Annotated in this window: 15 protein-coding genes; 11 read left to right on the top strand and 4 right to left on the bottom strand. The window is 39.6% G+C overall.

The window, feature by feature from the left end:
- Position 1 precedes the first annotated feature (1 nt).
- Positions 2–2596 carry a DNA topoisomerase (ATP-hydrolyzing) subunit A gene (gyrA, locus tag BC008_RS13605; RefSeq protein WP_027844670.1) on the bottom strand — a complete coding sequence of 865 codons (2595 nt, stop codon included), beginning with the start codon at positions 2594–2596 and terminating at the stop codon, positions 2–4.
- Positions 2597–3422: 826 nt separating this feature from the next.
- Between gyrA and BC008_RS13600 the strand changes: the two genes are divergently transcribed.
- The 5 genes from BC008_RS13600 to BC008_RS13580 all read left to right on the top strand — a co-directional run bounded on the left by BC008_RS13600 (position 3423) and on the right by BC008_RS13580 (position 11053).
- Positions 3423–4337 carry a histone deacetylase family protein gene (locus BC008_RS13600; protein WP_036266535.1) on the top strand — a complete coding sequence of 305 codons (915 nt, stop codon included), beginning with the start codon at positions 3423–3425 and terminating at the stop codon, positions 4335–4337.
- 639 nt (positions 4338–4976) lie between these two features.
- On the top strand, positions 4977–6326 hold the full coding sequence (locus tag BC008_RS13595; protein WP_063800767.1) for an FG-GAP repeat domain-containing protein: 1350 nt from the start codon (positions 4977–4979) through the stop codon (positions 6324–6326).
- 40 nt (positions 6327–6366) lie between these two features.
- Complete coding sequence (locus tag BC008_RS13590) at positions 6367–7083, top strand: hypothetical protein (protein ID WP_058183590.1); 717 nt, start codon at positions 6367–6369, stop codon at positions 7081–7083.
- Between the two features lie 92 nt (positions 7084–7175).
- Positions 7176–10271: a TIM-barrel domain-containing protein gene (locus BC008_RS13585; RefSeq protein ID WP_027844673.1), complete on the top strand. Its 3096-nt coding sequence runs from the start codon at positions 7176–7178 to the stop codon at positions 10269–10271.
- A gap of 377 nt (positions 10272–10648) precedes the next feature.
- Entirely contained in the window at positions 10649–11053 is a 405-nt protein-coding gene (locus BC008_RS13580; protein WP_027844674.1) for a Tudor-knot domain-containing protein, read from the top strand.
- Between the two features lie 209 nt (positions 11054–11262).
- On the opposite strand, the gene BC008_RS13575 is transcribed toward BC008_RS13580, so the two are convergent.
- Positions 11263–12051 (bottom strand): HAD family hydrolase, encoded by a 789-nt coding sequence (locus tag BC008_RS13575; protein ID WP_058183589.1) that lies wholly within the window; start codon positions 12049–12051, stop codon positions 11263–11265.
- A 698-nt stretch (positions 12052–12749) separates the two neighbouring features.
- Between BC008_RS13575 and miaB the strand changes: the two genes are divergently transcribed.
- Together miaB and BC008_RS13565 are read left to right on the top strand one after the other, a co-directional pair.
- Complete coding sequence (gene miaB, locus BC008_RS13570; protein WP_027846679.1) at positions 12750–14093, top strand: tRNA (N6-isopentenyl adenosine(37)-C2)-methylthiotransferase MiaB; 1344 nt, start codon at positions 12750–12752, stop codon at positions 14091–14093.
- A gap of 320 nt (positions 14094–14413) precedes the next feature.
- Complete coding sequence (locus BC008_RS13565; protein WP_027846678.1) at positions 14414–16276, top strand: bifunctional serine/threonine-protein kinase/formylglycine-generating enzyme family protein; 1863 nt, start codon at positions 14414–14416, stop codon at positions 16274–16276.
- A 359-nt stretch (positions 16277–16635) separates the two neighbouring features.
- Here BC008_RS13565 and BC008_RS50475 read toward each other — a convergent pair whose 3' ends face one another.
- Positions 16636–16791, bottom strand: coding sequence for a hypothetical protein (locus BC008_RS50475; RefSeq protein WP_201026121.1), 156 nt, complete (start codon positions 16789–16791; stop codon positions 16636–16638).
- Positions 16792–16811: 20 nt separating this feature from the next.
- Here BC008_RS50475 and egtC point away from each other — a divergent pair, with 20 nt between their 5' ends.
- From egtC to egtD, 3 genes are all read left to right on the top strand, one after another.
- Positions 16812–17600 carry an ergothioneine biosynthesis protein EgtC gene (gene egtC / locus BC008_RS13560; RefSeq protein WP_027844702.1) on the top strand — a complete coding sequence of 263 codons (789 nt, stop codon included), beginning with the start codon at positions 16812–16814 and terminating at the stop codon, positions 17598–17600.
- A gap of 7 nt (positions 17601–17607) precedes the next feature.
- The gene (gene egtB, locus BC008_RS13555) at positions 17608–18885 is read left to right on the top strand and encodes an ergothioneine biosynthesis protein EgtB (RefSeq protein WP_036266553.1); all 1278 of its coding nucleotides are present in this window, start codon (positions 17608–17610) and stop codon (positions 18883–18885) included.
- A gap of 401 nt (positions 18886–19286) precedes the next feature.
- Positions 19287–20318 carry an L-histidine N(alpha)-methyltransferase gene (gene egtD / locus BC008_RS13550; RefSeq protein WP_027844700.1) on the top strand — a complete coding sequence of 344 codons (1032 nt, stop codon included), beginning with the start codon at positions 19287–19289 and terminating at the stop codon, positions 20316–20318.
- 120 nt (positions 20319–20438) lie between these two features.
- Here the strand turns inward: egtD and BC008_RS13545 are convergent, their stop codons facing one another.
- A complete protein-coding gene (locus tag BC008_RS13545) occupies positions 20439–22388 on the bottom strand; it encodes a heavy metal translocating P-type ATPase (protein ID WP_027844699.1) in 1950 nt (649 codons plus the stop codon).
- A 215-nt stretch (positions 22389–22603) separates the two neighbouring features.
- Here BC008_RS13545 and BC008_RS13540 point away from each other — a divergent pair, with 215 nt between their 5' ends.
- Complete coding sequence (locus BC008_RS13540; RefSeq protein WP_027844698.1) at positions 22604–23719, top strand: precorrin-8X methylmutase; 1116 nt, start codon at positions 22604–22606, stop codon at positions 23717–23719.
- Positions 23720–23724 lie beyond the last annotated feature (5 nt).

Raw genomic sequence — 23724 nt, 5'->3', positions numbered from 1 at the left:
ACTATTCTTCTGTTTCTTCTGTATCTTCATCATTATCGGCAGCATCACCGGTATCCGGAGGAACTATTGCTACACCCATGATTGCATCTTCTACATCCAAACGTTGTACTCGAACTCCAGTAGCAGAACGCGACTGAATGGAAATTGCATTCACAGCTTGGCGAATAATAATTCCTCGACTAGTAACCATCATGATTTCATCATCGTCACCAACAATATGTAAAGCTGCTAACCGATCTTGAACTTTACGGTTTTTAAACTTAGTTGCCATTAAACCTTGTCCAGCACGGTTTTGTAAGCGGAATTGGGAAACAGGTACCCGTTTACCGTAACCTCCCATAGTAATTACCATTACCCAAAGACCAGTAGAACCATTCCCATTTAGTTCTTCTAAAGAATCTGCATTTTCGACCTCTTCTACTTCACTTTCTTCTACTGCAGCTTCATTATCGGTATTAATATTGGCAAGAATTGCTGCAGGAAGAATATCCATTCCTACTAATTCATCCCCTTTACGCAATTTCATTGCTTTAACACCACGGGTCGCTCGACCTAAAGGACGTAGCTGTTCGTTGCTGCATCGGAAATGAATAGCCATTCCCTGGCTAGAACCAACAATTACGCTATCTTCAGCTTTTGCTCGTCGCACCCACCGCAGTTGATCGCCTTCTTCTAAGGAAATTGCAATTAAACCATTGGCGCGAATGTTACTAAATGCAGCCAATTCTGTTTTCTTAATATTCCCACCCTTGGTTAGCATCACAAGATATTCATCACTAGTAAATTCGCTAACCGGGACGATTGAAGTAATCTTTTCTTCCTTAGGTATGGGTAACATTTGCACGATCGGAGTTCCCCGACTGGTACGAGAACATACGGGAATTTGATATGCCCTCAGACAGTAGACAACACCGCGTTCGCTGAAGAATAGTACGCTATCGTGGTCGCAACAGGTTAAGAAATGCTCGACATTATCGTTTTCTTTTACTTTTGCTGCAGCTTTACCTCTTGTAGCACGACTTTGCGCCTCAAAAGTGTTAACTGGCATTCTCTTAATGTAACCTTGCTGAGTAAGCAAAATCACAGCTTTTTCATTAGCAATTAAATCATGATCTGCCAAATCTCCTTCTGCATGGGTAATTACCGTACGTCGGGGATTAGCATGAGTATCTTTAAGCTGTTTAACTTCAGTTTCAATAATTTCTAGTATTCTTTCCCGTCTTGCCAAAATATCTTGCAAGTCGGTAATTAAAGCTTGTAATTCTTCATGTTCGTGACGGATTTTATCAGCTTCTAAGGCGGTTAAACGGCGTAATTGCATTTGCAAAATTGCATCGGCTTGCACTGTAGACAAACCATAGTTACCGATTAGTTCGCCTTTTGCTGTTGGTGCATCAGGTGCATGACGAATTAAGTTAATAATTGCATCTAATTGGGATAAAGCAATCAAATAACCCTGCAAGATATGGTCTCTTTCTTGAGCTTTCCGCAATTCATAATTTGTCCTTCTAGTAATTGCTTCAATGCGGAAATCTAAGAATACTTGCAAGAACTTTTTGATCGTGAGTAACTGAGGCTCACCATCCACCAAAGCCAGCATATTTGCGCCAAAATTAGCTTGCAGTGGTGTTTGTTTGTAGAGATTATTTAAAATAACGCGGGGATAGGCATCACGCTTCAGTTCGATGACTATTCGCATTCCATCACGATCGCTTTCATCTCGGATATCAGCAATACCTTCAATCCTTTTATCGTTGACCAATTCAGCAATTTTTTCGATTAATCCTGCTTTATTGGTCTGATATGGAAGCTCTGTAACAATTATTGCTTCTCGGTCTGGACGTCCCCGTTGTTCAATTGTTTCAATTGTTGCCACCCCACGCATGGTAATCGAACCACGACCGGTGGTGTAAGCTTCTTTAATTGCCGAAGTACCCAGAATCTGACTCCCTGTCGGGAAGTCTGGTCCGGGAATATACTTCATCAATTCCGTATCTGTAATTTCTGGATTATGAATCAGCGCAATCGTTCCATCAATTAATTCACCCAGGTTATGGGGGGGAATATTGGTCGCCATCCCAACAGCAATTCCAGAAGAACCATTGAGTAATAATTGGGGAACCCTTGCTGGTAAAACGGTTGGCTCTTGCTGAGAACCGTCAAAGTTGTCTGCGAAGTCTACTGTTTCTGACTCAATGTCCCGAAGCAAAGCATCACTAGTCAAAGCATGCAAACGACATTCGGTATATCGCATTGCAGCTGGGGGATCGTTATCTACAGAGCCAAAGTTACCGTGCCCTTGAATTAAAGGCACTCTCATGGAAAAATCTTGCGCCATCCGCACTAGGGAGTCGTATACCGCAGTATCGCCATGGGGATGATACTTACCTAATACTTCCCCGACCACACGAGCACACTTTCTGAAAGGACGGTCTGAGGTCAATCCCAGTTCATGCATGGCGTAGAGAATGCGACGATGCACGGGCTTAAGACCATCCCTGGCATCTGGCAGCGCCCGACCCACGATGACACTCATCGCATATTCTAAGTAAGACCGGGACATTTCATTCCGCAGATCGGTCGGGATAATCGTCATAACCTAAAAAACTCCAAAAATCGCAATTTTTAGCGTTTACCCTGGAAAAACCAAAATTATTCCCAGCAAATATCGAGTAATTGCTATAATTTGCTACAATTCTAGCACATATTAGTCTTTTTCGCCGGAAAAACTGGCTCTAGACAAAACAAGAAATACGAAAGAAAAAATAAAAAGAATCAATCAATTTTTTCCATTTTCCAAGGGTAACAGGTCTACAAGTCTAGCAGTGAAATGTCATTGAATAAACCAGGCAAAATAAGTAATAGTTGGCAAAAAAAATACCAGTAGTTACACGTTGATACTTAAAAAATAATACAGGTTTGCCTAAAGCCTTTGCTGACAAGGGTTTTCAGAGTACAACAAAGGGTCTAATTTGGTGCTTGAAAATTTGAAGTTATACCTATATTTAGCAATAATAAAAAATTAAATTAGAAAAAAAATAATCTTATGGAAGGATAAATAAATAAGCAAAAGAAGATATTACTATTATGAAGCGGTAATTGCAATAATAAAACCACTTTTTTCAATTGCTAAAATAAGGCGATAATTATCGATTATCCAAACTTCAGATAAATAAAGCGATATTACTTGGTAAAAATAATAAAATAACTCAATATAATAGCTGATTTAAACGATAATAAAACGTATTATTGGGGATTAGGGATTAGGGATTAGGAATTGGCGATAAGGAATTAGGATATTATCTTTCCAGTTATGGTTTAACAGTTACATGTTACTGATTACTAATCTCTAATCTTGATTCCCAAGTATACCCAGTCCTAAATACCGAACCAGTCTCCAGTCGTCGATTGCTAATCCCCTAATGTTACTCATATACTCCGACGAATTCTTAGAACATAAAACCGGGCGATTTCACCCAGAAAAACCAGAACGTTTGACAGCTATTAAAGATGCGATCGCAGCCAGTGACTTTGCCGATCGCATTGAATGGAAATTACCAACTTCAGTAGCGGAGCGTTCCGTACTACCTTGGGTAGAATCAATTCACAGTTCAAATTACATTCAAAAAGTTGCAGCGATCGCCCAAAGTGGAGGTGGTTACCTAGATACGGATACTGCAATTTCTCCTCGTAGTTATGATGTTGCACTTTTAGCGGTGAGTGCTTGGTTAGATGGGGTAGATGCTGTACTGAAAAAAAGTAAACCGGCTTTTGTGCTTGCGCGTCCCCCAGGACACCATGCTGAAAGTAACCTGGGAATGGGATTTTGTTTATTTTCTAATGCTGCGATCGCAGCTTTTTATGCATTAAAACAACCAAATGTAAACCGCGTCGCAATCCTTGACTGGGACGTACATCACGGTAATGGAACCCAAGCATTAGTTGAGTCTCACTCGGAAATAGCTTATTGTTCTTTACATGAATATCCCTGTTATCCAGGAACAGGAAAAATTACCGAACGAGGTTTCCACAACAATGTCCTCAACTTACCCATTCCTCCTAACAGCGATGTTCAACTTTATCAGCAAGCTTTTGAGAGAGAAGTCATACCGTTTTTATCTAAATTTGCGCCAGATTTACTGATTGTCAGTGCTGGTTATGATGCAAATGCAGATGACCCCCTAGCAACAATTAATCTTCAACCAAGGGACTACGGTTTATTTACAGAGTATTGTTTGGGAATTACTTCCAAAATTCTCTTTGGTTTGGAAGGTGGGTACGATTTATCTGCACTTGCAAATTCAGTTGTAGCGACCATTGAGAAATGTTTGGCTTGAGACTCTAATATTTGGCTTGAGACCCTACTGGGTCTAAATCATTTTCGCCCTTCTAATTTGCTACAACTCCAATTTCCACATCTCTAAATATACTGCTGCTGAATAAACACACTGATACACAGGGGCTTGAAGTTAATCCATTGTTGTCAATGATCTTGAGGTTCTTTCCTGCTTATTTTTTATCTAAGTCCTGCTAATTTTCATAAAAATAAAACAAAATCTAAAAAAAATATTTGTTTTACTCGATCAAGAGTTACACTTACGTGAAATCACTGATGTATTATCTAATTATTCACGGTGAAGATATTACCTAGCTATGTTTCGTCAGATACTAATCTGCAAAGACTCAAATGAACGATTCTTAAAGGCTAAAAAACATTTACTAAGTATTTCATAGGTAAATATTATTTCACTTTTGTAGTAATACTACTCATTCATGACTTAAGTGTAATAGTTTACCAGCGAATGCTGAACACGTCGCATATGTAAATTCAAACAAGTTAGAAGCTCAGGGATTACTCTATAGAAATTCTCTGACAGTGTAGATAAATAAAAGGTAAAAATCAATCCTATTTTATCTGCACAGAAAATTATAACTTGACACGCAAGATATTTTACTAGTCAGTCGGTAAAACGATTATGTACAAACCTCTTATCCCTAAGTTCAAACGGCAGCTTGTAGAAGATCGCCGCCTGGACGGCTACTGGATTGAAGCACTCAATATTGATGGTGGTTCTAAAGCAGACATCATTGGGTATGGAATGGGTCAAGGTGAGGTTAATTGGTATCGAAACAATGATTGGAAAAAGACACTAATTGCCAAGTATCTTGGTCCAGTTGGGATGCATCATGCAGATGTTAACGGTAATGGACGAGATGATGTGATCATTTGTTATCAATATGGTTTAACTATGGTCAACTGTGACCCCGATGGAGGCAAAATAGATTGGCTGGAAAACCCAGGCAATGATGAGCCCTATTGGAAGCGCCACTATATTGGTAGAGCTACCTCCATGCATCGTTTGAAGGTTGGTCATTTTACACAGGAAAGTAAACTTCAAGTTTTAGCACTTCCAATTGTGGGAAGACCAAATAATGTTCACTCCATTACACCAACTTTACTTTTCACTCAACCAGATGACTTGTATGGAGCCACAGAGTGGAAGGAAGAAAGACTTAAAATATATGACAAGAGTTACTATGACGAGCATCAAACTAAGCCAGATCCAAATGATGACGATGCTCGTGTAATTAGTTTTCACGTTGTTCATGGCGTATCGATTAAGAAATATGGTAGTAAATTTGGCTCCAATCTTGATTCTGCTCTAATTGCTTCTGAAGAAGGAATTACTTGGGTTTATTTCAGTCCTGAAGATGGCGTATGGTATGGCAAGACCCTCGGCATAGGGGAACTAACCCAAGTAAATCGAACGGGTTATAAAGGTAGTGGTAATGTTGACGCAGGTAAAATAGGAGATGATGCTTTCGCTTACATCCCTACTGTCGAGCCATTTCATGGCAATACTGTTGCTGTTTACTATAAAACAGAAGATAACAATGAGAGCAAAAATTCTCTCATCGGTTCACAGTGGGAAAGAGTTGTACTCGATGTCTACGCAGACCCCAATCCGATAGGAGAAGGACCGGGACATTTCGTGATTTGTGCAGATTTTGATAACGATGGAGATGATGAATTCCTCGTTGCTTTACGAGGTCCGATGCCTTGGCAAGGAGTCTTTTATTACAAGGCTATAGATATTAAAAATGGCGTCTTTGCAAAATGGCGGGTCTCTGAGGATTCAGCAGCTCGTATAGCTGTTGCTGATTTCAATGGTGATGGGCGTTTAGATTTTGCCACTATCGGTTACTCTGTAGATGGGTATTACACTGCAGATAATCCATCTATCGTCGTTCATTACAATGACTTTGCTCCGCGTAAGGACATTTCAGTTAGTCAAACACAATCCCTTCAGTTACAGTTCCGTTAATGAGTTATTTAAGCTCAAAAACCCTTAAACTCAAAAACTGATGAAAACTAACCAAGTCAAACAGCTTAACTTTTCCGGTGCTTACATAGAAGCTAAGTACGTTGAAAATGTAGAAAATTATTACATCAACAACCGTACTATCGCCGTAAATCCCCAAGAATCAGATGCTTACTTAAAGGAAGCAAATATCAGCATAATTCCTGCTTTTTCATCTACCATCCTCAACGATACAGTAGTTAAGGAAGCAAAATCTTTACTTTTGCTGGAAGTGGTAGAGACTAAAAACATCGGCAAGATTATCTTTGAATCTCAGTGGGATATATTAGGTAATCTCGATCCTGGCTTTCCCAAAGATGTACCCTTGTATAAGTCTCCCCAAGATGAAGCAGGAATCATAGAAATCGATCCTTACTTCATGACAAGACAATCGAGTAAGCCCGATTGGAAAGAACAGTTCTCTCTTAAAGTTAACCTCTGGTATGCTCCTTCCCTTAGCGATTGTGCAATCCACAACCAACATGACTTCATTGAGATTCACACCCAAATATTTGGAAAGGGAAGAATGCAGAAGTTTAAAGAAGACGATTTTGGAACTCTCTATGAAGATCTGTTCATGAGTGAGGGATACACCACCGTTCTTCCTTTTTGTCAAGTTCACAAACACCAAAAGTATACTTATCCGTGGCATCAATATTACGCAGATACAGATTGCATCTGGATGGCGATCGAGTATCACCCAATTAAAACCTCTAAATAAGTGCTGAGAAATCTATATCTTTCATTCTTAGTCTTACTTTATTTGTTTTAGTTGTTTTTTTTTGAATGTTGTTGAATTCTGATAATCAAGTTATGTCCAACGAAATTTTTCCAAGCGATCGCGTCTATAAATTTCTCAAAGTAGAAGAATATTTTGGCAGATACCAAGAATGGGAAAAGTTAGAGAAAGTTGTTTCTCATTCCTTTGATGAAAAGACAAAAACTTTGAGTCTTGAGTTTAATAAAAGTGAGGGTGGAAAGTGCTTGATGCTACTCCACTTTTCTCAACACGATACATTCAGAGTGCGTTTTAACCCAGCAAAATCCACAAAAGCTGAATATCAGTCAAGTAATACTCGCTTGGTAGTTGCAAAACACTTCGATTGTGACGAAGACCACAAAAGGGCGAGAGAAGAGACAGGATGGGCATTACCAGAACTTGAGAAATTTGATGTATACTGCACGCAACAAAGCGGTCAAATCAAGTTAAAAACAAAAGAAAAGCAACAGTCCAATGGGATTGAGATGACGGTGTTTGTCACTCTAGACCCATTTGCAATAAAAGTATTCAACAGTTCCAACGGTGAAGAATATAAAGTCTGGGAAACAGCGGAAACTGGTATTTATTATACGAGAAATGGCAGTGTCCCTGAAGGAAAAGAAGGAACACAAGAGAAAGATAATTACGCCATAATTCAAGCAGTTCATAAGCCAGCAACTGCCAAATATATTGGATTTGGCGAACAAGGGGGTCAATCACTCAGCAAAAATACCGAACAATTGAATTATTTCAATTTCGATAATATGCGGTATCGACAGGTCTATAACATTGGACCTTTAGATAATCGCGAACCCCTCTACCACTCAGATCCTTTCTTTTATGAATTTAATGGCGTTCCGGATAAAAATAGCGTTAATGCGATTCTGATTGATAACCCCAGTCAACTGTTTGTCGATGTGGGATATAGCAACTCCAGTCGCTATATGTTCGGCACCCGTTTTGGTGACCTTGACTATTATTTCTTCCTTGGAGAGAGTCCAACTGAAATTTTGGATAGTTTTACCGAAATTGTAGGTCACCCAGCATTGAAACCACGTTATGCTTTGGGATATCATCAAGGTTGTTATGGTTATGAACACCGAAGCGATCTCGAATGGGCTGTTAATAAGTACCGTGATTATGGAATTCCCCTTGATGGGCTTGCAGTAGACGTTGATGTTCAACATAACTACCAGACTTTCACCATAGATACCACTAAATTCCCCAATCCAGAGGAAATGTTTGGTAATTTAAGGAATCAGGGTGTTAAGTGTTGTACGAACATTACCCCAGTGATTAGTAATAAAGATGAAAACTATACCACATACACTGAGGGACGGGATAAAAACTATTTCGTATTAGATAAGCGTTACCAGCCTGACAATCCTCAAAGCAAATACTACCAACTTTATGGTGGTGGGAATGAATACTGTCCTAACAATGGTTATGTAGAAGGTTTCAACAGTGGTCAACCTTACATTGGCGAAGTCTACTACGGAAATGATGCTTATGGGAATCAACTAGGAACTACAGGTCATTATGCTGATCTAAATCGACCAGAAGTCCGTGAATGGTGGGGTAAGCAATATCAATATCTGTTTAACACAGGTTTAGAATTTGTTTGGCAAGATATGACCACACCTGCAATTCGTGATTTCCGTGGAGACATGAAGGGCTTTCCCTTCCGTTTACTAATAACAGATGATTTCCAACCGGGAATTGAGCCCAAAAAGACAGCAGCAATCAAGGTATGGAATCTTTATTCCTATAATCTCCACAAAGCTACTTATGAAGGATTGAATAAACTTCCAGGACGAGAAAATAAACGCAACTTTATTATTGGGCGAGGAAGTTTTACCGGTTCTCACAAATTTGCTGGCTTGTGGACAGGGGATAACTCTTCCGACTGGGATTTCCTCCAGATGAACGTATCTCAAGTGTTATCCTTGGGGATGAATGCTTTGGCTGTATCAGGGCAAGATATTGGTGGTTTTGAAGCCTCAGCAGTTGATGAAGGTAAATGGGCTAGTCCAGAACTAATGATTCGCTGGACTGCTGTTGGTGCATTTTTACCTTGGTTCCGAAACCATTACGTTCGTAAAGGGCGCAAAGAGTTCCAAGAACCATTCCAATATGTAGAATGGTTTGAGCAATATAAGGGTGGTAATATACCAGAGCCTCAAGACTTATACCGCATGGTTCTGCCGATTTGTAAGCATTACATTCAATTGCGCTATCGGCTAATGCAGTTATTCTACGATAGCCTGTTTGAAAACACTGTTAATGGACTCCCTATTTGCCGACCCCTGTTTTTGAATGCTCCTAACGATAAATCCCTCTACAACGATAAAGAAGCATTTCTAAACAACGAGTTCTTTATCCGTAAAGATCTGCTAATTGCTCCGGTTCTGCGACCCCAGACAGAAAATAATAACAATGGTAAGCGGGATGTCTATCTACCTCAAGATAGTAACTGGTATGGTTTCATGAACAATACCATGCCCTTAGCTTCAGCAGTAGAAGGTGGTACAACCATTCGGGATTTTGATGCTAATCTGAATACCCATGATAATCACATTAACTTTATCGTTCCCATGTATGTGCGGGAGGGTGCAATTATCCCCACCATTGAACTGGAACAATATGTGGGACAATTGAATGCAGAAGGTAAGCCCAATCCCATTACCCTAAACATCTACCCAGGATCGCAAGGGGAGTACACCATGTACTTAGATGATGGTGTAAGTCGTTCTTCTGCACCGAGCATTGCTCTCGAAGAAGGTGGTGATTCTGAAGCAAGAGGTCAATATCGCGAAGTCAAAATTACCCACAACAAGACCGGTGAAAAGACGCGGGAGATTAAAGTAGAGCGCGTCCACGACAAATATACACCCGAGTACGAGAAATATTTCTTCGTGGCAATATTACACGATCCCACAGAGCAAAAAGGAAATTCAGGTCCTTTGTATAGCGTTCATGTTGCTGGAGAAAAGCTTGATATAATTACGGGAGGTACAGCTGAAGAACGGGCTAATCGTCTCAGTAATTCTGCTGAAAATGCATGGTATTACAACGAGAGCATCAACATCAGTTTCATCAAGGTATTTGATAACAGCCCTTCGATTGCTATAACGGCAAAATATTGGTAAGCATTGGGCAATACAATTTTGAATTTGCTCTGCCTGTATTGAAATATTACTAATGATTTTATCCACCCTGTCTGAGATGGGGTGGATTTATTCTTACTTAAGCGATTTCTCATTAGCTTCCCTTATTAAAAGGGTATAAATCTTGTAAAACAAATAAACGAAAGCTATCACTATTTTAGGTTGAATGGAAGTGAAATCCAAGCTAATAAACTAAATATATTACAGGTATCTTTACAGATAAAAAATATAAATTAGTAGCTTTTGCTGAGGTGTAGATTGCTTTTGAGAGATGAAGCTATAGCAGTGAGTTTCAGTAATCATTGTGATAAGAAAACTCACTTTTAAAAATGTAGATTTAATAAATCATTGAGGAAAAAATGAAAAATAAAAAATTAATGTTTGCTGCTGCTTTGGTGGTAACTTCTTTTGCTGGCACATTTATACCCAATTCTGCGATTGCATCAGCACCAATATGCACTCGAGGACAAAAAGCCGAGGCTAAATGGAAGGGAAAATGGTATCCAGTAAAGGTATTGGATGTCAGCGGTCAGAAATGTTTTATCACCTACGAAGGATATGATAGTTCTTGGAATGAATGGATTGGTTCTAGACGCTTCCGCGCATATTTTAGGACTGGTAGCTCAGTCAATGTTCGCTGGAAAGGTAAATGGTACCCAGCAAGAATTTTACAAGTGAGTGGTAATGGCTACAAAATTACCTATGATGGTTATGATAGCTCTTGGGATGAGTGGGTTGAACCTGCACGGGTAAGTAGAAGATAAACATCTGCTATGACTTTTAGGAATTAGGGATTGGCGATAGGCGTTAGCGGAAGCGTGGCGTTAGCCATAAGCACTGCGTGCCGCCGCAAGCGGCATATGGGTAAATGGAGATTGGGTAAATATAGTTACCAATTACCCATTACCAATCACCAATTACCCATTACCAATTACCAATTACCAATCACCAATCACCAATCACCAATCACCAGTTACGAAGTAGCAGAACTATTTGTCAGCATCTCACTGAGGTCAGATACTACAATATCTGCTCCATTGTCTTTAAGAGCTTGCGCATCTCCTTCGCGATCAACCCCAATTACTAATCCAAAACCACCAGCGCTACCTGCTTGAACGCCGGAAATTGCATCCTCTACAACCACCGCTCTTTTCGGTTCTATACCCAGCATCTCAGCCGCTTTAAGAAAAGTATCTGGTGCTGGTTTACCTGGAATTTTCAACTGAGCTGCAACTTTACCATCAACTCGAATCTTAAATAATTCTATAATTCCAGCAGCTTTGAGAACAATTTCACAATTTTTACTGGATGAGACTACCGCAGTTTTAATCCCCTCAGACATGAGATGCTTTACCCAGTCCACAGAACCAGAATATACTTCAACACCTTCTGTTTCTAAAACTAAATGAACGAATTCGTTTTTACGATTACCCACACCACATATTGTTTTAGCTGTGGGATCGTCTTCAAGGGAACCTTGGGGTAAGTGAATATTTCTCGATTCTAAAAAACTTTTTACCCCTTCATAACGGGGCTTACCGTCCACATAAAGTTTGTAATCTGTTTCAATTTCAAAAGCCTGAAATGGAATATCGTTTTCTTTGGCGTGTTGCTGAAGAAATTCGTCAAAGGTCTTTTTCCAACAACTTGCATGAACTTTTGCAGTTGCTGTCAGTACGCCATCTAAATCAAACAGAACAGCATCAAATTTATCTGGAGTTACAGAATAATTCACTTGGTTTGGAATCCTATCTGGAGTCATCTTACTTATAGAAGTTAGCTAAAGAATATTATTTCTTGTGTATACTAGCCGTCATCTTAATTGATTGTTTATCAGTGAACAGTTAATTGGTAAATGGTAACCGATCCCCCAATCGCCAGTTCCCAGTCCCCAGTCCCCAATTCTAGTGACAAATTTACACTTTAATAGTATGCTGAAAATTTATTTACCAAAATTTTAGATAAATGTAGGTAAATTTAGTCGATAATATACAATCGATCCTAAGTTTTACTAATACATAAGCACTGATTATTCAAGCTCAATGCCTAAAAGGTGGACGAACCTTAATATTAGCCAGTAGTCAGGAAAGTTAGTCAGAAAAACTAACAAAAATAAACTAAAAAATCTATGATGCTGTTGGTCAATTCTCACAGGGTTAAACCCCTCGCCCTCAAAACCTGAATATTGCGTTGTTTTTATGTCCTGTAATAAATTGTGGGCTAAAATCCTAAGTCAGTTCCAAGGAACTGAAATCCAGAAAATTAATACAATTTAGAACTGATGGGTCAGACCCCTTTTTAATTCGCCAACAGCATCATCTATATGAGGGTTCATAGTTAATCCAGCAAGAATAATATCTTGTAAAACTAATATTCGTAGCCAGCTAGGTCTACCTTAATTAGTAACTATATTTAATGTAAAACTGCCTTCATCCTGCGTTTAATCAGTTGAGCTGCATTATGACCACTTTACAAACCCGTCGCTATCACATCACCACCTTTGGTTGTCAGATGAACAAAGCCGACTCAGAGCGCATGGCTGGCATTCTAGAAGACATGGGCTTTGAGTGGTCGGAAGACCCGAATAGTGCCGATTTAATTCTTTACAATACCTGTACGATTCGGGATAATGCCGAGCAGAAAGTTTACTCTTATCTCGGTCGCCAAGCAAAACGCAAGCACTCTCAACCGGACTTAACATTGGTTGTTGCTGGTTGTGTAGCTCAACAGGAAGGAGAAGTTTTATTACGGCGGGTACCCGAATTAGATTTGGTTATGGGTCCGCAACATGCTAACCGTCTGAAAGATTTACTAGAAGAAGTTTTCGATGGCGGTCAAGTTGTGGCGACTGAGCCAGTTCACATTATGGAAGATATCACCAAGCCCCGTCGTGATAGTGCGGTAACGGCTTGGGTAAATGTGATTTATGGCTGTAACGAACGCTGTACCTATTGCGTAGTTCCCAATGTGCGGGGTGTGGAACAGTCCCGGACGCCAGAAGCCATTCGTACAGAAATGGAAGAAATTGGACGACAGGGTTATCCAGAAGTAACCTTGCTCGGACAAAATATCGACGCTTATGGACGAGATTTACCGGGAGTGACCCCAGAAGGTCGTCACAAACATACCTTCACGGATTTGCTTTATCACGTCCATGACGTTGAGAGAATTGAGCGCATTCGGTTTGCGACTTCCCATCCCCGTTATTTTACTGAAAGATTAATTAAGGCTTGTGCCGAATTACCTAAGGTTTGCGAACATTTTCATATTCCGTTTCAATCTGGAGATAATGAAGTACTCAAACAGATGAGACGGGGTTACACCCACGAAAAATATCGCCGCATCATTGACAAAATCAGGGAGTATATGCCAGATGCATCAATTAGTGCAGATGCGATCGTTGGATTCCCGGGCGAAACGGAAGAACAGTTTGAGAATACTTTGAAGTTAGTAGCAGACGTTGGCTTTGACCAGTTAAACACTGCAGCATATTCACCCCGTCCGGGTACGCCAGCAGCATTTTGGGAAAACCAATTAAGTGATGAAGTAAAAAGCGATCGCCTCCAACGTTTAAATCACCTAGTAGCTCAAAAAGCTGCAGAACGTTCCGGGCGTTACATGGGACGCATTGAAGAAGTGTTGGTGGAAGACCAAAATCCCAAAGATAAAACTCAGGTAATGGGGCGTACAAGGGGTAATCGTCTAACTTTCTTTGCAGGTGACATCAAGGAACTTAAAGGAAAGTTAATAAAAGTTAAAATTACCGAAGTCCGTGCTTTTAGCTTGACTGGCGAACAAATTTAGTACCGCTACGCGGAAGTAAAAAGTCAAAAGTCAAAAGTCATTAGCGGAGCGTGTCCGTAGGACATAAGTTGAAACAAAACAGACCCCACTAGATTGTACTTTAGCTCGGTGGGGGTAAGTTTTGCTATTAGGACAAGGGAAATTCACAAAATTCAGGAGAGTCAGGGAAATAAAGAAATCAAGTAGTGTGATGAAGAAATGCTTTTCATCTTCTCACTACCAATTACCAATTACCCATTGCCAATTACCAATTACCAACAATACTTTAATTTATTTAATCTTGGGGCTAGCTTTGGAAAAGATGTGTTTTTTTGCTTGCTATGCGAATTTGCCAAAATCCCAATTGCTCCAACCCCTTTAACGCAGCTGAAAATAAATTTTGTGTTAGTTGCGGACAAAATACCTTTGGTGAATTATTAAGAAATCGTTATGTTGTCTTAAGGTTATTGGGTGAAGGAGGTTTCAGTCGAACTTACGCCGCAGAGGATGTAGATCGATTAAATGCTCCTTGCGTAATTAAACAGTTTTTGCCTCAGATTCAAGGAACGGGAGCCAGAATCAAAGCCGCTCAACTATTTAAGGAGGAAGCTTTTCGATTATATGAACTGGGAGAAAATCATATTCAAATTCCCAGATTGTTAGCTTTCTTTGAGCAAGGTGCTAGTTTGTATTTGGTTCAGGAGTTTATTGAAGGAGAAACCCTGTATCAAGAGGTACAAAAACAAGCATTTACGGAAGCAAAAATCCAATATTTTTTACAAGACCTATTACCTGTTTTAGACTTTATCCATTCACGGAATATTATTCACCGCGATATCAAGCCAGAAAATATTATCCGCCGTGCAAGTGATGACAAACTGGTTTTAATTGACTTCGGTGGTGCAAAGCAAGTGACGCAAACCAGTTTAGCGAGACAGGCTACAGCAATATACACCATAGGTTATGCTCCAAACGAACAAATGGCGGGATACCCCTGTAATGCGAGCGATCTCTATGCTTTAGGCGTTACTTGCATCCGACTTTTAACCCAATGTTTGCCCGTGCAAGATACCTGTGGTAATTTACAAGACCCACTTTACGATCCCATGGGTGGTCAGTGGTTATGGAGAGAATTATTAAAGAAACGAGGTGTGAGAATTAGCGATCGCTTAGGGAAAATTCTCGACAAATTATTAAAAAATCTTGCAAAGGAAAGATATCAATCAGCGGCGGAAGTATTACAGGATTTAAATGCTCGGGATTTGAGTCAGGCTGATTCTAACCCCGTTACCAATTTTTCTAGTTCGGTTAAAATATCAGAAGATAAATTATATTCCTCAAAAAATATTTCAAACTCCGTACCGCCCCCATTAGAAATATTTAAATTTAATGTGGTGACGGTAGATGCTGGTGGAAGAGAAATTAAACGCCTGCAAAGTCAAGCCAAACAATATCGGGAAGAAATCAATAACAGTGTCAGTTTGGAAATGGTTGCGATTCCAGACGGTACCTTTATGATGGGTTCTAAAGAATATGAAGGCGATCCAGGAGAGCGTCCCCAACACTCGGTAACCATCCAGTCTTTTTTTATGAGTAAATATCCTATTACTCAAGCCCAATGGAAAGCTGTTGCGGCTTTACCAATAGTTAAAAAACCTTTAAATCCTAACCCTTCTAAATTTAGAGGTATGAGTCGCCCCGTAGAAAATGTATCTTGGGCTGAAGTTCAAGAATTTTGTACCCGGTTGGCGCACAAAACCGGGAAAAAGTATCGTTTACCCAGTGAAAGTGAATGGGAATACGCTTGTCGCGCCGGTACAACTACGCCATTTCATTTTGGTGAAACAATTACTACCGATTTAGCAAACTGTAGCGGTGCAGATACTTATGCTTTTGAACCCAAAGGAAAACAACGTAAAGAAACCACACCGGTAGGAAGCTTCGAGGTGGCGAATGCCTTTGGTTTGTTTGATATGCATGGTTTAGTCTGGGAATGGTGCGCTGACCCTTGGCACAAAAATTATGATGGTGCACCTGCTGATAATTCTGTTTGGGAATTAGGGGGAGACGAGCATCGTCGGGTGCTTCGGGGTGGTTCTTGGAGTTTTAGCCCAGTATTATGTCGCAGTGCAAGTCGCAGTTGGAATGAAGCTGACGGTGGTGTAAGGGTATGTGGTTTTCGAGTGGCTCTATCTGATTTTTAGGATTGCAGAATAAATTATCTGAAGTATTAATTATCTGAAATGTTAGGTTGGCAGATATAATTTTAACAATATAAACTTTAAGTTAACTTTGTATAGAAGATTAATTAGAGAATTTATTTATTCTGCTTTATTTTATTTCATGACTTATATGTTGTAATTTTTATTTTTTAATTCTTATTTTTGAATTTTGAACTCATACCAATTCAATAAATCATTGCAACAGATTCTCCGGTAGAGACGTTGCATGCAACGTCTCTACAAAATCTATCTGTCTCATTATTTTTCCAAATTGGTATCACTATCAATAATTCTTAATTGGTGTACTCTTATTTACCCTAAAAGCGTTGAATACAACATCGTTATAACTCCTGACTCCTGAATTCTGACTCCTGAATTCTGACTCCTGACTTCTGACTCCTGACTCCTGACTTCTGACTCCTGACTCCTGAATTCTGACTCCTGACCTCTGACTCCTGACTTCTGACTCCTGTTAGTGTAACTTGACCATAGGTCATTTTGATTATTTCTGAAATTTATGTGTCGATTACTTGCTTATATCGGTTCGCCAGTTTCTTTAGAACATCTACTTTACAACCATGAAAATTCCTTGATCGTTCAGAGCTACCAACCGAAAGAAATGATTTATGGAAATGTAAGTGTTGATGGTTTTGGAATCGGCTGGTACGATGCAACCAAGAGTAATGAACCATTTATTTACAAAAGTGTTTTACCAATTTGGAATGATATAAATCTTCCCGATCTCAGTCGCTATGTTGAATCAGAATGTATATTGTCCTATATTCGCAGTGCAACTCCCGGTCAAGGACTAGATCTTAGTAATAGTCAGCCTTTTAGGTATAAGGATTTACTTTTTACTCATAATGGTAAAATAAACAACTTCCGACAGACGCTCTACATCCCCATTCGTGAAGAATTAAACGATGAACTGTACAAATGGATTGATGGAACTACAGATTCAGAGCATATTTTTGCTTTTATACTAAATTATTGGCAAGCTAACCCCAGTAAAACTTTAGAGCAGGTTTTAAGTGTAACTTTACTTACCCTGAAGGATTGGGCAAAAAAGTATCAAACTTACATCAACGCTAACTTAGTACTTAGTGATGGGAATAAAATTGTTGCTTCGCGTTTTAGTAGCAAGTCTAACCCTCCTTCGCTTTATTGGCTAAAAGAAGATTCTACTTTTTCCGGTGCTGTAGTCATTGCTTCTGAACCTTTATTCGAGGGAAAATGGACGTCTTTCCCAAAAAATAGCATTATGAGTGTGGGGAAAAATCTTGAAATCCAAATACAGCAAATTTAATAACCGTCTGACTAAAGCGGCGATTAAAGAAGCAATATTTCATACCTTTGTTCAATGTCGTCACAAAACTTTGGCTTTATTTGAAGGTATCGATGAAGCTACTTTTCGCTATCAAGCCCATCCTGATTTTAGCCCTTTGGGCTGGCATTTGGGGCATATTGCTTATACTGAATCCTTATGGTTGTTAGAACACAGTGCGGGTTTAACTCCTCTGTTCCCCCAACACCGTAAACTATTTGCAGCCAATGGATTACCAAAATCAAAACGTGTCAATCTACCCGATATTGAGGAAGTTCGTTATTATTTGGACACCATTCGCAGCAGAGTATTAGAGTATTTAGAAATTGCTGACTTGGAACGGGAAGAACGCTTGTGGCGTTTTCTAATTCAACATGAAAGTCAGCATAGCGAAACAATTGCTTTTATTCAACATTTGATCGCCAATCAAAATTTTAATGCCTTCACTGCAAATTTATCTGTAAAATTATCTACCTACCAACAAAATCTAGAAATTGGTAATGACTTTGGTACTTTGATTTCCCCTGAAACAGTGAAAATTCCAGCCGGAGAGTTTGAAAGGGGTTGCGATCGCATTGATTCCTTGGATAACGAAGGTCCGAAGAAAACTGTATATACGGATACTTACTATATAGATAAATATCCCGTTACCTGCGGCCACTATCGACAATTTATGGAAGCTGGAGGCTATCAAAATTCTCAGTGGTGGTCTGAAGAAGGTTGGGAATGGCTACAAAATGAAGGAGTAACACAACCCCTGTACTGGCAAGATGACTCAATGTGGGATAATCATCCTGTTTGCGGTGTAAGCTATCATGAGGCTGCTGCTTATGCCAAATTTATAGGTAAAAGACTTCCCACAGAAGCAGAATGGGAAAAAGCTGCAAGGTGGGATGCAGAAGCAAAATATAGCAGAAGGTACCCTTGGGGAGACAAAACTCCCACAAAACAAGATTGTAACTACGACACTACTAATGGTAAAACAACTCCCGTCCAAGCTTATCCATCGGGACAGAGCGCCTACGGTTTATATGACACCTTAGGTAATGTATGGGAATGGACCACAACTTGGTTTCATGCTTATGAAGGTTTTAATAATTATCCTTATGTAGGTTACTCAAAAGCTTATTTCGACCAAAAACATCGAGTTTTGAAAGGTGGAAGTTGGGCGACTCGTCCTTGGGTACTGCGTTGCAGTTTTCGCAATTGGTATCATCCTGGGGTGCGACAGATTTTTGCTGGCTTTCGCTGTGCTAAGAGTCAGTAATTGACGATCGCTAAATGTAGAATTTTTCCTAGTAATTGGTTTGTAACTTCTACCAACTTTTTACTATCAATTTGCCGAAACTTTTTTGCTTTGTATTACCTAAATTGTGGTATAGCAAATATATATTCGAAATCAAACAATAATTACATTAAAAAAAATAATTACACACTCTAAGTATTGCTGAATGAGCCTTGGTGATTGAGATTGAGTGTACAGTTATTGGTTGTATTGCTAAACTAATAATTCAAAGCAGCTCAATTTAATGAGACAATCTCCAAAAGATAGTCCCAAAATAAATTCTCGCTAGACGTGACGCTATCTAGAATCGGTAATTTATAACTGAATTCTTGTTAAGGTTTACTATCCCTAGTAATCCTTCACGTTAAGCTATTGGAGGTTTAATGGCATCTTTTTCAACTACCAGCAGTAATAATATTTCCGAGAAAAATCTTGAAGAGCGCTTACGCTTGGAGCACTTGCTAGAAGTCAAACCAAAACATTCTTCCACTGCTGGAATTGATGTAATTGAGGGATTAACTAAAAATCCCAAAACCCTTACACCTCGCTACTTATATGACGATAAGGGTTCAGAATTCTTCGAACAAATTTGTGAATTACCGGAATACTATCCTACGCGAACTGAAAAGACAATATTAGAGCAATATTCTAGTGAAATAGCTCAAATTACAGGAGCTTGTGAACTTGTTGAATTGGGTAGTGGTAGCTCAACAAAAACTCGTGTTTTGTTAGATGCTTATAAAAACTTAGGTTATCCCTTGCGTTATCTTCCAATTGATGTTAGCGCAGGGATCTTAGAAAGTAGTGCCAGACAATTATTGGCTGATTATCCTTCGATGCAAATTCATGCTCTTGCTGGAACCTATGAATTAGCATTAGAAAAACTAGAATCGAGCAAATTATCAAGTCGCTTAATTTGTATTATTGGCGGAACATTAGGAAATTTAAAACCTGCTGATTTCGATCTTTTTATCTCTCAAATAACTGGATCTCTCCAACCAGGAGAATATTTTTTGGCTGGTGTAGATCTACGGAAACCAAAGCATATTATTGAAGCTGCTTATAATGATTCAGCAGGCGTTACAGCAGCTTTCAATTTGAATGTTCTCGACCATTTAAATTGGCGCTTCAATGGTAATTTTAATCGATCGCAGTTCGAACACTGGGCATTTTTTAACGATGTAGAAAGTCGCATTGAAATGCATCTACGTTCTTTGCGATCGCAAACTGTTGAATTACAAGCTTTAAATCTCAAAGTTGAGTTTGAAGCTGGTGAAACTATCCGCACGGAGATTTCTCGTAAATTCGACTTAAATCTAATTCAAGAACAACTAAAGACAAATGGTTTAAACCCAGTGAAAGTCTTTACCGATCCGAATAAATGGTTCGCTGTGATTCTTTCTCAGCGTTCTTAATTTTTTGGTGCATTAGACATTTACTGAAAAGAGACGTAAAATTTTACGTCTCTACTTTTGCCGGAATAACATAAAATCTCTGTTTGAAGACCGTCATCCCGATCCATTCCAAAAAAAGAATTACTGCTTTGTATTTCTAAGTAAGCGTAAGCCACTAAGGGTAACTAGTACTGTGGAACCTTCATGACCTATAACTCCTAGTGGTAGATTTATCCCAGCAGTAAAGTTAGCAACTAGTAGGATGGCGATACTAAATAGTGCAAATATGATATTTTGTTTAATTACTTTGGTTGCACGCCTTCCAAGACGAATTGCACTGATGATTTTTTCTAAACGATCTGCCATCAAAACTATGTCTGCAGTTTCTAAAGCTATATCGCTACCCGCATTACCTAAAGCAATTCCCACAGAAGCTGTAGCTAGAGCAGGTGCATCATTGATCCCATCCCCTACCATGGCGACTGTTTGATATTCCCTTTGCAGACGACGAATAACCGTTACTTTATCTTCTGGAAGAAGTTCTGCATAAACTTCATCGATCCCTAATTGCTGACCAATATGACGAGCGGTGCGATCGCTATCCCCACTAAGCATAATTATTTGCTTGACACCAAGTTTTTTTAAGCGTTTGACGATCGTTTCAGCAGCAGGACGAATTGTATCTGCAACAGCAATCATTCCCAAAACTTCTGAATCTGAAGTAACCCAAACGATAGTATTACCTTGTGTTTTTAGACATTCACTTGCTGTAACAAGATTTTTGGGAAAATATGCAGGTAATTGAGAGATTTCTGGTTCGATAAATTTAGCAGTACCAACTTTGACCTGTTTTCCAGCAATTTCACCACTAATACCAAAACCGGTGCGAGCAACTGCGTTTGTTGTCGGTGGTAAAGTTAACTGTTTGTCGCTAGCTGCTTGGACAATTGCTTGACCTATGGGATGTTCGGAATAAGCTTCTACAGCCGCAGCATTAAGTAAAACTGTATTTTCATCTGTATCCGCAACAGGAATTATTTTTTTAACTTTAGGTTTTCCGGTAGTGAGAGTTCCAGTTTTATCAAAGGCGATCGCTTTAATTTTGCCGATTAATTCTAACTGAGCCCCATTCTTAAACAAAATACCCTGTCGTGCTCCATTGGCAATACCCGATAATAATGCTGGCATAATTGCAGCCATTAGCGCACAGGGAGAAGCCACGACCAGAAAAATCAAAGCTTTATAAATAGTTGTTTCCCAATCCCAATTGAATAAAAATGGGGGGAGGATAATCAGCAATACACCACATATCACAATTACTTTTGCATAACCACGCTCCAAACGTTCGATAAAAATCTGTGATGGAGGTGCTTCGGTTTGGGCTTGTTCCACCAAACGAATTACCCTTTGAATTAAACTACTTTCCGGCGGTTGATTTACTTCTAATATTAATGCTCCTGCACCATTAATAGTTCCGGCAAAGGCTTCATCACCAATACTTTTTTCTACTGGTAATGACTCTCCTGTTATGGAAGCTTCGTTGAGACTACTAGCACCTTCAACAATTAGGGCGTCGGTGGGGATCAATTCTCCTGGTTTAACTAAAAGTCTGTCACCTATTTGTAATTTTTCAATTGGAACTTGTTTTTCCCGATCGCGCAACATTAATCTTGCAGTATCCGGAGTTAAACCCATTAAACTTGCGATCGCGCGGTTTGTTTTTTGCATGGCGTAACCTTCCAAGGCTCCACTAATAGCAAAAATCAGAATTAACACCGCACCATCAATGATTAAATGATATTCTCGCCGCCAAAGACCTAAAAAAGCAGCACCTAACGCCGCAACTATCATTAATAGATCGACATCGAGTTCCTTTTCTTCAATCAGAGTGGTTAGACCTTCTTTCGCACTTTCATAACCACCGATCGCATAGGCTGCAGGAAGCACAAATAAAGCCAATCCGATCCAATTAAATGCTAAGAAAAGCCATCCTATTAAAACTAATACAGCACAAGTAGCAGCGGCTACAGCTTCTGGATGGTCGGCAAAGATTTTTTTGAAGTTTGGTTTAGTAAGAGAGTATGTAGTCATGAGAGATTGGGAATTGGGAATTGGGCATTGGGAATTGGGCATTGAGAATTGGGCATTGGAGAATTAAGTAATGTAATGGGTATAAGCAATTGGTTAATTTCCCCATAGCCGATCCCCCACGCCCCATGCCCTATGCCCTTTGCCCCATACCCCATGCCCCATCTTCAACCCTAAACCTTGACATTAATGTTAAAGTCAAGGGCTAAAATAAGAACATGGCAACTCAACTTTTAACAATCAAGCAATTAACAGAAGAAGTTGGTGGTGGTTTGACTCCGAGGATGGTTAGGCACTATCACAAGTTAGGATTATTACCACAAGCACAACGTTCTTCAGGGAACTATCGCCTTTATACAGATGATGATGTGCGCCATTTACGGCGAATTGTGGCGTTAAAATCCCAAGGTTTTCAACTCGACCATATCCGCAAATTACTAGCGACTAATCCCGGAGCAACAAACTTTGACAGCTTAACCACTCAACTGCAACAGCAATATCAATCTGTGATGGAACAGTTAGTGCGTTTGCGACAAACAGCATCAGCGTTAGAAGGTTTACTCGGACGCGATCGCTGTTGTCAAAATATTCAAGCCCAAGCATTGGGACAATTACGACAACTTGAAATCGAGTCTAGTTTTGGTTTAGAAGAATTAGAACAACTTTGGGATGGCTTAGATGCAGCTTGTGACGCTCACCCCGAAGATTTTAGTGAGTCTTTGCAACGACTATTACCAGATTTGTCTGACAAGAATGAAATTGAAAGGGATCTACTTTCCAAATTAGTACTAGCTTGCGGTGATGTCAGCTTGATAGACTTTGTACGTTTGAGTTCGGGTGCGATCGCTTCCGCTCGTCACAATCTCAAAGCTAAGTGTGAAATTGTTGCTGATGTTTCTCCAGTTGTCGCTGCTGTGGATCGTACTCGTATTGCACATTTAGGTTGTAATGTCAAAACAATAATTGAAGATCCGCACATTCATAGCGTAGACGAAGCCGAAAGAAAATTTTGGCAAAGTGGGGAATGCGATCGACAATTAAAAAAGCTTGCTCCTGGGTGTATTTTAGTTATTGGTTATGCACCATCAGTATTAATATCAGCCTTAAAGTCAATTGAAAAAGGACAACTACAACCATCATTAATTATTGGCATGCCTATTGGCTTTAGTCACGCTCCAGCAGCAAAACGGCGGTTAATGCGGTCGGGCGTTGAATATATTACTACCAGTGGGACGCTTGGGGGTGGATTATTGGCTGCTGTTGCTCTCAATGCTTTGGTGGAGTCATTAATTGAGAAGCCCAATTGTCATTGTTACTTGGGGAAAAGTAATTAATTGGA

The sequence above is a fragment of the Mastigocoleus testarum BC008 genome, assembly GCF_001456025.1.
Lineage (GTDB): Bacteria > Cyanobacteriota > Cyanobacteriia > Cyanobacteriales > Nostocaceae > Mastigocoleus > Mastigocoleus testarum.
The sequence above is the reverse complement of the archived record's forward strand: the minus strand, read 5'-3'. Positions and strand labels throughout refer to the sequence as shown.